Genomic DNA, 16601 nt, shown 5'->3' with positions numbered 1-16601 from the left:
TATTTTTTAATTGCTTTATTTTTGTATTTTAGCACAACCGATTGCGAACACTTTGATATTTTTAATACTGTATTTTTTTAGTATTTATATTGCTAAATAATCAGTTTATCAATAAGATGATGTTTGTAGCTAATTAAGCAGTAAACAGAAGAATAATGAAACCTATAAAGAAGACTTTTTTCAAATTGAGCGTATTGTTTTTTGTATTTTGTTGTCCGGCATTGGCACAGCAAGATTACAAATTGTGGTTGCAATATGAAAAGAAAACTAATTCAAAAACAATTTCAGATTACGTATCAAATATTAAAGGGATAGTAGTATTAGAAAACACAGAAACTTTAAAAATTGCTGAAAATGAATTGCATACTGCTTTGAATGATATGCTTGGAAATAAAATGCAGGCAGCAGCAAAATTAGAAGGGAATAATACTATAATTTTAGGTTCAAAATTGGCCTTAAGTCCTGAAATTCAAAAAGCAATTGGGTCTGGTTTCGATCTTATAAATGATGAAGGTTTTATTATCAAATCGATTTCTGTAAGTAATAAAAAACATATTGTTATTACTGGTAAAAAAGATATTGGAGTTTTATACGGTGTTTATCATTTTTTGCGATTAATCCAGACAAATAAACCAATACAAAATTTAAATATTGCTGATGCACCAAAAACAAATATCAGGATTTTAAATCACTGGGATAATCTAGATCGCACTGTAGAGCGTGGCTACGCCGGGTTTTCATTATGGAACTGGCAAAAACTCCCTGGTTTTATTGATCAGCGATATGTTGATTATGCCAGAGCAAATGCATCAATTGGAATAAACGGAACCGTTTTGACCAATGTAAATGCAAACGCTCTAATCTTAACGCCTCAATATTTAGAAAAGGTTGAAGCTTTGGCCAAGGTGTTTAGACCGTACGGAATAAAAGTTTATTTAACAGCGCGCTTTTCAGCACCAATTGAAATTGGAGGATTAAAAACTGCAGATCCAAAAGATGCTGGTGTTGTAAATTGGTGGAAAGATAAAGCCAAAGAAATTTATAAAAGAATTCCGGATTTTGGGGGCTTTCTTGTAAAAGCGAATTCAGAAGGTCAGCCAGGACCACAAAATTATGGAAGGGATCATGTTGACGGCGCCAATATGCTTGCCGATGCCGTTGCGCCATTTGGCGGCGTGATTATGTGGAGAGCTTTTGTTTATTCTGAACACGATGCCAATGACAGGGCAAAACAAGCTTATGCTGAATTTGTCCCTTACGACGGAAAATTCAAAGAGAATGTAATCGTTCAGGTAAAAAACGGAGCAATCGATTTTCAGCCACGCGAACCTTTTCATCCTATGTTTGGGGCTATGCCTAAAACGCCATTAATGATGGAATTTCAAATTACTCAGGAATACTTAGGTTTTAGCACACATTTGGTTTTTCTGCCTAAATTATTTCAGGAAGTTTTAGAAGCAGATACTTATCAAAACGGAAAAGGAACAACAGTTGCTAAAGTAGTTGAGGGGTCTTATACAAAAACGAAATTAACAGGTATTGCAGGAGTTTCCAATATTGGGAACGATTTAAACTGGACCGGTCACCCTTTTGCTCAGGCAAACTGGTATGGCTTTGGAAGGCTGGCCTGGAACCCAAATTTAGATTCTGAAGTTATTGCTGATGAATGGCTGAGATGTACGTTTTCGAACGATGAAAATTTCATCACCCCAATTAAAAAGATGATGATTGAATCGCGTGAAGCAGTTGTTAATTATATGACGCCACTCGGATTACATCATATTATGGATACAGGGCATCATTACGGCCCGGGGCCGTGGGTTTCTAATTTATCAAGGCCGGAATGGAATCCGGTGTATTATCATAAAGCAGATAAAAACGGAATAGGTTTTGACCGGTCTAAAACCGGAACAAATGCAACATCACAATATGCTCCTGAAGTAGAAAAATTGTTTGATAATGTAAAGACATGTCCTGAAAAAGATTTGCTATGGTTTCATCATCTATCCTGGGATTATAGATTAAAAAACGGGCAAACGCTTTGGAATGGTTTAGCTTTGAAGTATCAGGAAGGTGTCGATCAGGTAAAAAGTATGCAAAATACATGGAATAAAACTGAAAAATATATTGATAACGAACGTTTCAAAGAAGTTCAGATGTTATTAGAAATTCAGTATAAAGAAGCAAAATGGTGGAGGGATGCATGTCTGCTTTATTTTCAGCAATATTCGGGTAAGGAATTGCCTGTTGAAGTAGAGAAACCAACACAATCGTTAGATTATTTTAAATCATTAAAATTCCCTTTTGCACCCGGAAATTAAAAATAGATAAGCTAAAAATCGCAATTGTTACTTACTGATTGTATTAAAAGACAAATAAAAACTGTACAAGAAATCAAAATACAAAACTATCAACCTTAAAAACCATAAAATGAAATTAATTAATCATTATTTACTGCTTTTACCTCTAATCATTTTCACAAGCTGTAATGCACAAAAAAAAGAAAAAAATGGTATTTCATTGAAAGACAGTTACAAAAAAGACTTTTATATTGGTACTGCTCTGGATTTAAATCAGATTGAAGAAAAAAATGCAAAAGAAGATTCTTTAATCAAAAAAGAATTTAATGCTATTACTGCAGAGAATATCATGAAATCGATGTTTTTGCATCCTTCGAAGGATAAGTATGATTTTACCTTGTCTGATAAATTTGTGGGATATGGAGAGAAGAATAAAATGTTCATACATGGGCATACTCTAATCTGGCACAGTCAATTGGCCCCATGGATGGCAGAAATTAAAGACAGTACAGAAATGAAAGCTTTTATGAAAGATCATATTACGACAATTGTTTCTAAATACAAAGGACGAATTGATTCCTGGGATGTTGTCAATGAAGCTTTGAACGAAGATGGAACATTAAGAAAATCAGTTTTTCTGAAGGCACTTGGAGAGCAATATCTTGTTGATGCATTTAAACTGGCAGCTGCTGCAGATCCAAAAGTAGATTTGTATTATAATGATTATAATAATGAAGAGCCTGCAAAAAGAAAAGGCAATATTGATCTGATCAAAAAAATCAAAGCCGGAGGAGGAAAAATTGATGGAGTAGGAATACAGGCTCACTGGCGATTAGAAAGTCCTTCTATAGAAATGATCGAAGAAAGTATTTTAGCGTATTCTGCTTTGGGCTTAAAAGTTGCTTTTACAGAATTAGATATCACCGTTTTGCCAAATCCCTGGGATTTAAAAGGCGCAGATGTAAATCAAAATTTTGAAGGAAGTGCAAAAATGAATCCATATCCGGAAAAACTTCCCGATTCAGTTCAGGTGAAACTAGCTGAGCGTTATGCGTCAATCTTTAAATTGTTTTTAAAGCATAAAGATAAAATCAGCAGGGTAACATTTTGGGGTGTTCATGATGGTCAGTCCTGGTTAAATGACTGGCCAATAAAAGGAAGGACAAATTACCCATTACTATTTGATAAAGATTTAAAACCTAAGAAAGCGTATGATAGCGTACTGAAGTTAAAAGAAGTAAAAAAATAATTGGATACTATAGTAGAAATGGTAGCAGATGATATTTTGGAACTTGCTGAAGATCTCAAAGAAATTAAAATTCTGGACGAAAAAGGAGCTGTTATGCTATCTTCAAATAATTACCAACATTTTTTCGAAGCTTCATGGATTCATGAGTATAATGGTAAATTTTACTTTTCTTATTCAATGCAAGACAGTACTTTTATTTTCTATGCAATTGGCTATAATCCTTATGGATCTTTTACATATAAGGGAAGAATATTTAATCCATTTGCAGGCAGGAATTTAAACCATTCTATATATCAGTTAGATAATGAATGGTATTTGTTTTATCATGATCCCACATTTTTGACTTCTAAACAGGATTTGAGAAATATAAAGTGTATTAAAATAGATTATATGAAAAGCGGCAAAATTGTTACAATAGATTCTTATGGCATAAGAAGAATAGCTGAATAGCTTATAGTTTAGAAAAAATGATTAATACATATTGATAGCTATGAAACGTTTATCATTTGAACAGCTAAAAAATATGATTAGATAATTCATTCCCATAAATTTATATCATAACATCATAAAAATTATGACTTTTAAAAGGCTCTTTTGTATAGGAGCTTTTTTATTTAAATGAGCAACCGATTGTATTTGTTTTTTAAATTCTTTATTGGGAATTAAGCACATCATTTTACATATTTATTAAGAAATCAATTATATAGCCTGTTTTGTAGCTTATTTTAACAATACTTTACTTTTTAATTTCAGGGTTTTTGATAAAGTCTAATATTTATGATTTATTTATCTAATTAAAGTATTTACTTCTAAATTATTATTTTTAAACTCAAAATCGGTTTTAAATTACATATAATTTATTTTTTTTAGCATTATATTATGTACAATGTTTTTTATTTGGATATAATTATTAATAATTTAAAAAAAAAAATAAACAACCGATTGTGTGTTGATTGTTTTTTTCTACATTTGTTTTAAATACACTTATGACTAAACCAAAATGAATTTTAATTTAAATCAATTTTTATGACTAACTATTTTGTTACAATTAAATCGAAGCATTTAAAATGCTTTTGTTTTTTGATCTTAATGTTTGGCTTATCACTCCATGCGGGTGCGCAAACGAAAGTCAAAGGGACAGTATCGGATGCAAATGGTCCTATCCCTGGGGCTAATGTAAATTTAAAGGGTACTAAAACTGGCGTAAGTACAGGTTTTGATGGTACTTACTCTATCGATGTTCCTTCAAACGGAGTACTTGTTTTTAGCTTTATCGGTTTAAAAAGCAAAGAAGTAGCTGTAAATGGACAAAACCAAATCAACGTAAAGCTTGAAGAAGAATCAGGCGTTTTAAAAGAAGTTGTGGTTATTGGATACGGTACACAAAGAAAAGAAGCGGTAACTGGTTCTGTAGCTTCAATTGGAGGTAAGGAATTAAATGAAGTACAATCGTCTAACGTAACACAGGCATTACAAGGAAGATTAGCTGGGGTTGAATTGTTACAAACTTCTTCAAAACCCGGAGCTGCTATGCAGATTCGTATACGTGGTACAAGATCTCTTACAGGAAGTAATGATCCATTGATTGTTCTTGATGGTGTGCCTTTTGCTGGTCAGATAGGTGATATCAATCCTGTTGATATAAAATCTATTGATATTTTGAAAGATGCTTCTGCTACTGCTATTTATGGATCACGTGGTGCGAATGGTGTTATATTAATTACAAGTAACAAAGGGCGTAAAAATCAAAAAGCTACTTTTAATTACAATGGTTTTACAGGTATCAAACAAGTTTTTAGTCAATATGATATGATGGACGGTGCAAAATTCAGTGCACTTCGTACCGCTGCTGGTTTATATACTAATGGATTAGATGAATCAAATAATAACAATACTAACTGGCAGGATAGTCTTTACGGGGCTGGTGAAATGATTAGTCATGATATAAGCGTTTCAGGAGGAAGTGAAGGTGGAGCTTATAATGCTGGTTTGGGTTATTATAAAGAAGATGCTGTATTGCCAGGTCAAAGTTTTGAACGTTATACTCTTAGAGCAGGTTTAGATCAACAAATAGGAAAAGTACTTCGTTTAGGGTTTAATACCAATAGTAATTATTCTATTACTAACGGTGATAACATTGGTACTGGTACTGCTTTGGGGACTTCACCTTTAGCAAATCCATATAATCCTGATGGATCATTAAAAAGAACTGTTAGAATGGCTGCTGACGAAAACTGGGTATATACAAGAGAATCAATTAACAATCTGGGAGAATCTTATGTAAACTTAACCAAAGCTTTTAGTTCTTACAATAATATTTTTGCTGAATTGAAAATTCCTGGGGTAGAGGGTTTAAAATATCGTATGAATACCGGATTAAATTTTCGTGTATCCAACGGCGGATATTATGAAGGTCAGGGAGTATTTGATGTAAATCCTACTACATTATCAGAAGCAGCAATAAGAAATGAATTGTCAACTCAATGGCTTGTTGAAAACTTACTGACGTATGACAAGACTTTTGCAGACAAACATACTATAAATTTTGTTGCATTATATTCAAATGAGCAATACACAGGAAATACTTCAAGAATAACACGAAGAGGAATTACTTCTGATGCATTTCAGTTTTATAACATGGCTCAGAGTGAAGAGCCAATCATTATTAAACCTGAAGAGCAGGATTATACTCAATGGGGTTTAAGTTCTTACATGGCAAGAGCAATGTATTCGTATGATAATAAATACTTTATTTCAGGAACAGTTCGTTCGGATGGTTCTTCAAGATTGTCTGAAGGAAATAAATGGGTAACTTATCCGGCAGTATCTGTAGGTTGGACAGTTTCTAATGAATCTTTTATGAAAAACTTTTCATGGTTAAATCTTTTGAAATTACGTGCTGGTTATGGTGAAACTTCTAATCAGGCTATAAACCCATATTCTACTTTAGGATCCTTAAGTACCAGACCTTATAATTTTGGAAATACAAATTCGACTGGCGTTTATGTTACAGAGTTACCTAATGCAGACTTAGGATGGGAATATTCAACAACATGGAACTATGGATTGGATTTTGGATTCTTTAACAATCGTTTGTCCGGTACAATTGAATATTATAAAACAAACACTAAAGACCTTTTACAAAGAGTAAATCTACCAGTAACATCTGGTGTTGCGAGTTATGTCGCAAATGTTGGAGAAAGTGAAAACAAAGGTTATGAAATATCTTTGAATGGAGTTATTCTGGATAATCCTAAAGGCTTTAGTTGGTCAGTTGGTTTTAACTTATATGCTAATGAAAATAAGCTTGTTAAACTAGCTTCAGGAGCTACAAGAGATGAAGGAAACTCATGGTTTGTAGGATATAATATCAATTCAATTTATGATTATGAGAAAGTTGGTCTTTGGAAAGAGGGAGATCCATATATGTCAATATTGGAGCCAAACCAGAAATACGGCATTAATGACCCGGGAACTGTTGTAGGATCTATTCAGGTTAAGTATAATGGAACTTACAATCCAGATGGTTCGCCGACTCGTGCAATCAATGCAAGTGACAGGCAAATAATTGAAACCGATCCAGACTTTCAGGGAGGTTTTAATACTAACTTAAGCTATAAAGGTTTTGATTTTTCTGCTGTTGGAGCATTTAAAAGTGGAGGTGTACTAGTAAGTACTTTATATGGAGGAGCTAGTTACCTTAACCTTCTTAATGGCAGAAGAAGTAATGTAGATGTTGATTACTGGACACCGGATAATAGAGATGCAGAATATCCTAACCCAAAAGGGTTAAGAAGTGGTGATAACCCAAAATATATGTCAACTATGAGTTATTTTGATGCATCGTATGTAAAAATCAGAGCATTAACACTAGGGTACACATTAGATCAGCAGTTTATGAGAGATTTAGGTATTGAAAGGCTTAGACTTTATGTTACGGCTCAAAATCCTTTTGTATTTTTCTCTCCTTACCATAAAATGTCTGGTATGGATCCTGAAACAAATTCATTTGGAGACGAAAATCAGGCTGTAGCTTCTTACCAACGTAGATTTTTGGTTATTGGAACCAATACACCTACTACCAGAAATTATTTATTTGGACTTAATTTAACATTTTAATCAGGAACAACCATGAAACGATATATTTTTAAAAATTTAATTATAGGATCAGTAGTTTTGTTCTCTTTTACAGGCTGCTCTGATATTCTGGAAGAAAAACCACATGATTTTTACGAACCAGGTTATTTTAAGACAGAATCTGGTGTATTACAAGGTTTAACTTCACATTATGCACACTTACGATGGATATACGGTCAGGCATATTATTACAATTCTGTTCAGACAGGTACTGATGAACATACATATGGACAACAAGCTGATGGAAATTTCAAAGATCATGATTTGTCAGGTGTAGGTGTTATAACTCCTAGTTCAAGCAGAGCTGATGTAGTTTGGAACAATTCTTATAGTGATATTAATACAGCAAGTGGAATTATTGAAAATGGTGCAGCAGTAGGTGTTGCAAGCAGTTTAATAGCTGAGTCTAAATTTTTTAGGGCTTTTGATTATTTTTTATTGGTGCAGAACTTTGGAGGCGTACCTTTAGATTTAGGAGCAGGAGAATTGAAATTTAATAGCAAACCTTCAAGATATTCAAAGCGAAATACAGTAACTGAAGTTTACACCAGAGCTATCTTTCCTGATCTTGTGGCTGCTATAAATGAATTACCTGATGCTCCAAGATTAACAGGAACTGTAACAAAGACCGTGGCGCGTTTGATATTAGCCAAAGCTTACCTTACTTATGGATGGTGGCTACAAAACCCAAATGATATTCCTACTTATCCTGAAACACCAAGAGTAGATCCAGATGGACATGATGCTCAATGGTATTTTCAGCAGGCATATAATATATCATTAGCAGGTATTAATGGTGCAGGAACAACGTATCAGTTACTGCCATATTATTATGATGTAAACTTAGGGTCAAACGATCGCAATAAAGAAGTTATGCTTTATGCAGACCATACTCAGGCAAGTGAATATTATAATGGAGGAAGTCTTACAAGCGGTAGTGGAGGTTCACCGGATAATTTTGCAGGTTGGATGGTAACATGGGATTATACGTCTATCAGAAGTACAAATCCAGCAGATGCAAAATCAGTTTCGAGTGTACAACGTGCAGCTGACCAATTCTTAGGCCGCCCTTGGGTAAGGATGGCACCACCTATTGAAGTATTTACTAATACTTTTGCTGATAAGACAAATGATTCAAGATATGATGGAACTTTTTCTACTGTATATCGTGGAAACTGGAACTTAAGCGGAACAGGTCTAACAGATTTAGGAACGCTTAATAATGCTAATGGTTTACCAGTTCACCCAGGTGAGGCAATTTTAACTTTCCTTAATGATGAGCCTGCAACGCCAATTACTTATTCTGCAACATCTCCAAGCAATGTTGGCGCAGGAGTTTTACCCGGAAGAGCTGATTATGTGATTTCGCCAAAAGGGATAAGTAGAAGAACATTCCCTGGCTTCTGGAAATTAGGACCATACCGTACTGATAATAATGGAGGATTAGGACAGCCAAATGCAGGCAGCACAAGACCATTCCCTATTGCTAAATTTTCTGAATTTTATTTTGTTGCTGCGGAAGCTGCAGTAAAAGGTGCAACAGGTAGTATGACTGCAAGAGATCTTATAAATGTAATTCGTGCCCGTGCTGGTAAATGGCGTTGGGATAATAATGGAAGGGTTGCAAAAACTGCGGATAATAGTGCTTTGTTAACAAGTACAACGCCTGCTGTAATTGACATCAATTATATTTTAGCTGAACGTTCCCGTGAATATTTTGGTGAAGGATATCGTTGGTATGATTTAGTGAGAACTCAAAAATGGAATGAGCTTGCAGGTAAATATACAATAGGTGGAATAGCTGTTGGTGATCATACTCCGGTAGTTGTTACCAGAACAATCGAAAAGTATCATTATTTACGACCAATTCCGCAAGGTCAGTTAGATGGTATGGAGATGACTGCTGAAGAAAAAGCTAAATACCAGAATCCAGGTTACAATTAATGTTTTTAATATATGAATATAGAAATAATTATTTTAGTGTAAGTCTACTGAATACCTTCTCATAATTAGTTCTAAGTTTTAAAAGTTATAAGCCGGGGGGTAATTCCCTCGGCTTTTAAATTCTGAATGATTGGTAGTTGCATTTAGTCAGTCACGCAAATGATTCAGATTTGAATTAACAGAAGTTATCATTAATTAGCCGTTTTCAAATACTACTTGTAAATAATATAGAAATCTGTATTTAGTGTAATTTCAATAAAATTATTATGCAATTTCATCTAAATAAAGATTTTCTGTGATTCATAACAGGTAATCAAAAAAATATAATCAATACGATAACTTTATATACACTATTTTGAAATTTTTCAAATTTGGTAATAATGTAAACTGATAAACCATGAAAAAAAGACAAATAATATCGATTCTGGCCTTATTAAATCTGCTCATTTTTATTGTTAGTTGTAAATCTAGTCAAGTCAGTACACAAAGAACAGATAAAAATTGGGTAGGTACATGGGCAACAGCGCAAATGCTGGTAGAGCCTAATAACATGCCCCCGGAACCGGGTCTCGCAGAGAATACGATTCGACAGATTATAAGGGTTTCAATAGGAGGAAAGCAGCTGCGTATGCGTTTCTCTAATATATTTAGTGATCAGCCAACTGTTTTAAAATCGGTAAGTGTTGCAAATGTGGTTACTGCTCCTGAGATTGATCCGACAACGCAAAAAATATTAAGTTTCAACGGAAATCCTGAAATAACAATGAATCCCGAACAGGAAGTTTTTTCAGATGCCTTTGATTTTGATTTAAAACCGGGACAGCTTTTAGCCATTACCATTCATTATGGAGCTGCATCCCATAAAACATCAGGCCATCCGGGCTCCAGGACAACTTCTTATATTTTACAGGGTGATAACATTGCCAATGCAGCTTTTTCAGGTGCCATAAAAACGGATCACTGGTACTCTATTATGGGAATAGATGTCAATAATGATAGCTGTGCCAATATTGTATGTCTTGGAAATTCTATTACTGATGGGCGCGGATCAGGAACAAACAAACAAAACAGATGGACGGACATTTTATCTGCCAGATTACTGGCCAATAAAAAAACAGACCACATAGGGGTTTTGAATTTAGGAATAGGAGGAAATTGTGTGGTTAAAGGCGGATTAGGGCCAACAGCGCTGAATCGTTTTGACAGGGATGTATTATCTCAAAAAGGCACAAAATGGTTAATGATTCTTGAAGGCGTAAATGATATTGGAGGAATTAAAAATCCTGAAGATGCTCCTCTTAAAGCTCAGGAACTGATCGAAGCTTATAAAGTCATGATTGATAAAGCACATGCCAAAGGAATAAAAGTATATGGATGTACTATTTTACCTTTTCAGAAATCGTTTTATGACGCCCCTCACAGACAGGAAGCAAGAGATATTGTAAACGAATGGATTCGAAACAGTAATGCCTTTGATGCTGTAATTGATTTTGATAAAGAAATGGCTTCAGGAATGGGCTCCAAAACTATTTTATCAGATATGCATGACGGCGACTTTTTGCATCCAAACGAATCAGGTTATCTTAGGATGGGAGAAGCAGTCGATCTGGATTTATTTAAATAAGATTTTAATGATTTTTGATAATAAAAATAGCTGTATGAAATTAATAACTAAATTTTTCGCATTTGCTATCCTTTTTTCAATAGCACAAAGAGGATACTCTCAGGATCCTGATTTTCATGTTTATTTAAGTTTTGGCCAGTCTAATATGGAAGGATATGCTAAAATAGAAGCTCAGGACAAAGTAGGAATTGATGACAGGTTTCAGGTCTTGGCAGCGGTAAGCTGCCCGGAGACAGGACGTAAAATGGGAAACTGGTATACCGCAGTCCCGCCTTTATGCCGATGTAATACCGGGCTAACGCCTGTTGATTATTTTGGAAGAAACCTAATTGCTAATCTTCCTAAAAAAGTAAAAGTAGGCGTTATCAATGTAGCAGTTGGAGGTTGTAAAATTGAGCTTTTTGATAAAGATAAATCGGCAGAATATATAGCAACAGCGCCTGAATGGATGAAGGGTATGATTAAGGAATACGACGGAAATCCGTATGCGAGGCTAGTTGAGATGGCAAAAATTGCACAAAAAAAAGGAGTTATTAAAGGTATTTTACTGCATCAGGGAGAATCTAACACCGGTGATACACTTTGGCCTAAAAAAGTAAAAATTGTCTATGATAATTTAATGAAAGATCTGAATCTGGATCCGAAAAAAGTGCCGCTTCTTTCTGGTGAGACGGTAAATGAAGACCAGAATGGTAAATGTGGAAGCATGAATAAAATTATTGCAACACTGCCAAAAACAATATCGAATTCTTATGTAATTTCATCTAAAGGTTGTACAGTAGAACCCGATTTTTTACATTTTAATGCTTCTGGTTACAGAGAATTAGGAAAACGCTATGCTCAGAAAATGCTTTCTTTGTTGGGATATCAATTCTCTGATAAAGGTATTTCTTTAAGAATACAGGCTCCTGTTGGCTTTGATCAGTTAAATGCAGACATACCAGCCGGAAAAATAGAGACCATTACTTATGAATCTAAAACTGTGGGTTCAATCCGAAAAGCTACCGTTTATACACCACCCGGATTCAATAAAAAGAAAAAATATCCTGTATTATATCTTTTGCACGGAATAGGAGGCGATGAAAAAGAGTGGCTTAACGGCGGGAATCCGCAGATTATTCTCGATAACCTTTACGCAGAAGGTACAATAGAACCTATGATAGTAGTGATGCCAAACGGAAGAGCCATGAAAGATGATAGTGCCAATGGCAATATAATGGCTCCTGATAAAGTACAGGCATTTTCTACTTTCGAAAAAGACTTATTGAATGATTTAATTCCGTTTATTGAAAAAAAATATACGGTTCTCAAAGATAGAGAACATCGCGCTATTGCAGGATTGTCAATGGGAGGCGGACAATCACTGAATTTCGGATTAGGTAATTTAGATAAATTTGCATGGGTTGGCGCATTTTCTGCAGCTCCAAATACCAAAATCCCCAAAGAGCTTCTTCCTGATCCTGAAGAAGCAAAAAAGAAATTAAAATTGCTCTGGATTTCCTGTGGAGATAACGACTGGCTTATTAGTAACAGCAAACGCACCCACGATTATTTATATAAAAATTATGTTCCGCATGTGTACTATATAGAACCGGGAGTTCATGATTTTAAAGTATGGAAAAACGGTCTGTATATGTTCTCACAATTTTTGTTCAAACCCGTAGATGCTTCAAATTTTGCAAAATATACTGTTTTAGGAACACCGGCAGAAACGAATATCCGCAATGCTAAATATCCTCAAATATTGCCGGATAACCGGGTAGTTTTTAAAGTCAAAGCACCACAAGCCACAAAAGTGCAAATTGATTTAGGGAAAAAATATGACCTGATAAAAGATGAAGAAGGAACATGGAATGTAACTACTGATGTCGTTAATAAAGGATTTAATTATTATTCCCTGCTTATTGATGGTGTTGCTGTTGCTGATCCGTCAAGCGAAAGTTTTTATGGTATGGGACGTATGGCAAGCGGAATTGAAATCCCGAATAAAGAAGGGGAGTTTTATGCTTTAAAAGACATTCCACATGGTGATATCAGGATTAAGAAATATTTTTCAAAAGGAACTAATTCATGGCGTGAAATGTATGTTTATACACCGCCGGGTTATGAAAATGCTTCAGAAAAATTTCCTGTTTTATATTTATTGCACGGCGGAGGTGAAGATCAGAGAGGATGGGCCACTCAGGGCAAAGCTAATTTGATTTTAGACAATCTGATAGCTGAGAATAAAGCAAAACCAATGGTAATAGCTATGATTGATGGCAATATGGGAGGGAATGAAGGCTTTAATGAAAATTCCCTAAAAGCTTTTGAAAATGAATTGAAATCTGGAGTAATACCATTTGTAGAAAGTAATTTTAGAGTAGCAGCTGATGCTAAAAACAGAGCTTTGGCCGGATTATCAATGGGCGGATTACAGACTCTTTATACAGGGGTTAAAAACTCAGATATGTTTTCCTATATAGGTGTATTTAGCTCGGGCTGGTGGGCTAATAACCAGACATGGTCAGAACCTCAGTATGAATTTATGAAAAGCAATACCGCCGCTATTAATTCTAATATTAAAGAATTTTGGGTGTCGATAGGAGGTAAAGAAGATATTGCTTTTGAAAATTGTAAAATAATGCTAAGCAGGTTTGATCAGATTGGAATCAAATATAAATACAGTGAATACCCTGGAGGGCATAGCTGGCCAGTATGGAGGCACGACTTATTTATGTTTGCGCCTCTGTTGTTCAAATAGAAAAAGTAATTTTTATAATTGATTTTAATAAAAATACAATGAAAAGATTTTCAATATTTATCATAACACTGTTTACCATCTGTATATCGGGCAAATCAAAGGCTCAGTCTTTTATAACAGATAAAAAAGGCAGTGATGTTCTTGTTCTGAAAGAGAAATCAACCTCTCTTTCTTTTTTTGTCAATACCGGAACAGATCCTGGTATCGGGCGTGCAGTAAGCAATCTTCAGTCAGATTTTGAAAAAGTAACAGGTCAGAAGCCAACGATTTTTAATCAGAATCCAAATTGGTCTTCGCCACTGATCATAATTGGGGTAATTGGTACCAATTCTGTCATTGATGACTTAGTAAAACAGAAAAAAATTGATGGAAAGCTCCTTAAAGGTAAAAATGAAAAATTCGTTATTCAAAGCGTTAAAAATCCGTTCAGCGGAGTGGAAGAAGCTCTTGTAATTGCAGGTAGTGATAAACGCGGAACAATTTACGGAATCTATGAATTGTCCCGACAAATTGGTATTTCTCCATGGTATTACTGGGCTGATGTACCTGTTGCGCAAAAAGAAAATATCTATTTCGTAAAAGGAATATATAGTGATGGTGAACCTGCTGTAAAATACAGGGGGATTTTTATCAACGATGAAGCACCTGCATTGAGCGGCTGGTCTAAAGAAACATTTGGAGGCTTTAACAGTAAGTTTTATGAAAAAGTTTTTGAATTACTGCTTCGTCTAAAAGGCAATTATATATGGCCGGCGATGTGGGGAAATGCTTTTTATGATGATGATGTCGCCAGCGGACCTCTTGCTAATGAGATGGGAATTATTGTAGGTACTTCGCATCATGAACCTATGGCTTTGGCTCAGACCGACTGGCGTCGATATATTAAAAAAAACAATCTTCCAAATGTTTGGGATTATGCTAAAAATAAAACTGTTTTAGACGAATTCTGGAAAGGCGGAATTGAACGCAGTAAGAATTGGGAGAAGCTGGTGACAATTGGAATGCGCGGAGACGGGGATGAAGCGATGAGCGAAGGAACCAATATAAGTCTTCTGGAGAATATTGTAAAAGAACAGCGTAAAATTATTGCAGCCGTTACTCAGAAAAAAGCCGAACAAACACCTCAGGTATGGGCATTATATAAGGAAGTACAAGACTATTATGATCAGGGAATGAGGGTTCCTGACGATGTTATTCTGTTGTTTTGTGATGATAACTGGGGAAATGTCCGAAAACTCCCGGACCTGACCAAACCTTTGCACAAAGGAGGTTACGGAATGTATTACCACTTTGATTATGTTGGAGCGCCAAGAAATTCAAAATGGATCAACATAAATCCGATACAAAGAGTCTGGGAACAAATGAATCTCAGTTATGAACACGGTGTAGATAAAATATGGATTGTCAATGTAGGGGATCTTAAACCAATGGAATTTCCGATTAGTTTCTTTTTAGATATGGCCTGGAATCCTAAAAAGTTCAATTCTAAGAATCTTTTTGAATTTACCGAAAAATGGGCTGCTGACCAATTCGGAAAAAAACATGCTAAAGAAATCGCAAGACTATTAAATACGTATCCAAAATTCAACAGAAGAGTTACTCCTGAAATGCTGGACAGCAGAACATACAGTCTTGAAAATTACAATGAATTTCAAAACGTGGTTACTGATTATAAGAATCTGTCACTTGATGCTTATCGAATTTATAATGATATTCCACAGCAATACAAAGATGCCTATTTTCAGCTTGTTTTATATCCTATTGATGCCTGTAGTAACCTTTACGAAATGTATTTTGCTCAGGCAAAGAACAGAAAACTGGCTTCAGAAAAAAACATTTTAGCGAACACTTTTGCAGATCAGGTGAAAAGCACTTTTGCAAGAGATTCTATTCTTCAAAACAAATACAATAATGAAATTTCAGGCGGAAAATGGACTCACATCATGGATCAGATGAGAATTGGATACAAATCATGGAATGATACTCCTAAAAATATCCTTCCCGAAGTTACTTATGTGGCTGAAGAAAAAGTTTCTAAAAAACCTGTTTTTCAGGAAAAAAACGGCTATGTTTCTATAGAAGCTGAAAATTATTCGGTTTTAAACAATTCTAAAAATATCCACTGGGAAGTCATTCCTGACTTTGGAAAAACAAAATCAGGCATAACTACTTTTCCTCAAAATGCATATCCAAAAAAAGATGAAAATATTTTTCTGGAATATGAGATCAATTTTGAATCTAAAGGAGAAATGAGTGTTCAGCTCTGGTTAGCCCCAACCCTCAATTTTAATAGCAACAAAGGACTCAAATATGAAATCTCTTTTGATAGCAATGAGCCTCAAATTGTAAATTTTAATGGACATTACAAAGGTGAGTTAGGAAAATGGCAGGCAGAACATATTATTAAATCCGTTACCAAGCATAGTATTTTAAAATCAGGTAAACACACGTTGCGTATACGTGTATTAGATCCGGGAATTGTGCTGCAAAAAATCCTTATCGATTGTGGCGGTTTAAAACCAGCTTACCTTGGCGCTCCCGAAAGTGATATTGTGTATGAGTAAATTCTAATTTTTCAGGTGATTCAATTTTAGTAACTAATAA

Annotated in this window: 8 protein-coding genes; all 8 read left to right on the top strand. The window is 34.8% G+C overall.

The genetic code is table 11. The features are described 5' to 3' along the window. The first annotated feature begins 155 nt into the window (after positions 1 to 155). Entirely contained in the window at positions 156 to 2321 is a 2166-nt protein-coding gene (locus tag OZP09_RS04220) for an alpha-glucuronidase family glycosyl hydrolase (protein ID WP_281310348.1), read from the top strand. Between the two features lie 109 nt (positions 2322 to 2430). Further along, entirely contained in the window at positions 2431 to 3549 is a 1119-nt protein-coding gene (locus OZP09_RS04215) for an endo-1,4-beta-xylanase (protein ID WP_281310347.1), read from the top strand. Then, positions 3550 to 3999 (top strand): glycoside hydrolase family protein, encoded by a 450-nt coding sequence (locus OZP09_RS04210; RefSeq protein WP_269236683.1) that lies wholly within the window; start codon positions 3550 to 3552, stop codon positions 3997 to 3999. 576 nt (positions 4000 to 4575) lie between these two features. Next, positions 4576 to 7668 carry a SusC/RagA family TonB-linked outer membrane protein gene (locus OZP09_RS04205; protein ID WP_281310346.1) on the top strand — a complete coding sequence of 1031 codons (3093 nt, stop codon included), beginning with the start codon at positions 4576 to 4578 and terminating at the stop codon, positions 7666 to 7668. Between the two features lie 12 nt (positions 7669 to 7680). Then, entirely contained in the window at positions 7681 to 9630 is a 1950-nt protein-coding gene (locus tag OZP09_RS04200) for a RagB/SusD family nutrient uptake outer membrane protein (RefSeq protein WP_281310345.1), read from the top strand. Between the two features lie 397 nt (positions 9631 to 10027). Continuing rightward, positions 10028 to 11254, top strand: a complete 1227-nt coding sequence (locus tag OZP09_RS04195) for an SGNH/GDSL hydrolase family protein (protein ID WP_281310344.1) — start codon at positions 10028 to 10030, stop codon at positions 11252 to 11254. Positions 11255 to 11288: 34 nt separating this feature from the next. Continuing rightward, complete coding sequence (locus tag OZP09_RS04190) at positions 11289 to 13997, top strand: alpha/beta hydrolase-fold protein (protein WP_281310343.1); 2709 nt, start codon at positions 11289 to 11291, stop codon at positions 13995 to 13997. 38 nt (positions 13998 to 14035) lie between these two features. Next, complete coding sequence (locus OZP09_RS04185; protein WP_281310342.1) at positions 14036 to 16561, top strand: glycosyl hydrolase 115 family protein; 2526 nt, start codon at positions 14036 to 14038, stop codon at positions 16559 to 16561. Positions 16562 to 16601 lie beyond the last annotated feature (40 nt).

Origin of the sequence: Flavobacterium flavigenum (assembly GCF_027111255.2) — a bacterium.
Classification (GTDB): domain Bacteria; phylum Bacteroidota; class Bacteroidia; order Flavobacteriales; family Flavobacteriaceae; genus Flavobacterium; species Flavobacterium flavigenum.
The sequence above is the reverse complement of the archived record's forward strand: the minus strand, read 5'-3'. Positions and strand labels throughout refer to the sequence as shown.

Coding starts and splice junctions, on each gene's coding strand:
- OZP09_RS04195 (WP_281310344.1), top strand. CDS start 10,028: ATGAAAAAAAGACAAATAATATCGATTCTGGCCTTATTAAATCTGCTC.
- OZP09_RS04220 (WP_281310348.1), top strand. CDS start 156: ATGAAACCTATAAAGAAGACTTTTTTCAAATTGAGCGTATTGTTTTTT.
- OZP09_RS04190 (WP_281310343.1), top strand. CDS start 11,289: ATGAAATTAATAACTAAATTTTTCGCATTTGCTATCCTTTTTTCAATA.
- OZP09_RS04185 (WP_281310342.1), top strand. CDS start 14,036: ATGAAAAGATTTTCAATATTTATCATAACACTGTTTACCATCTGTATA.
- OZP09_RS04205 (WP_281310346.1), top strand. CDS start 4,576: ATGACTAACTATTTTGTTACAATTAAATCGAAGCATTTAAAATGCTTT.
- OZP09_RS04200 (WP_281310345.1), top strand. CDS start 7,681: ATGAAACGATATATTTTTAAAAATTTAATTATAGGATCAGTAGTTTTG.
- OZP09_RS04215 (WP_281310347.1), top strand. CDS start 2,431: ATGAAATTAATTAATCATTATTTACTGCTTTTACCTCTAATCATTTTC.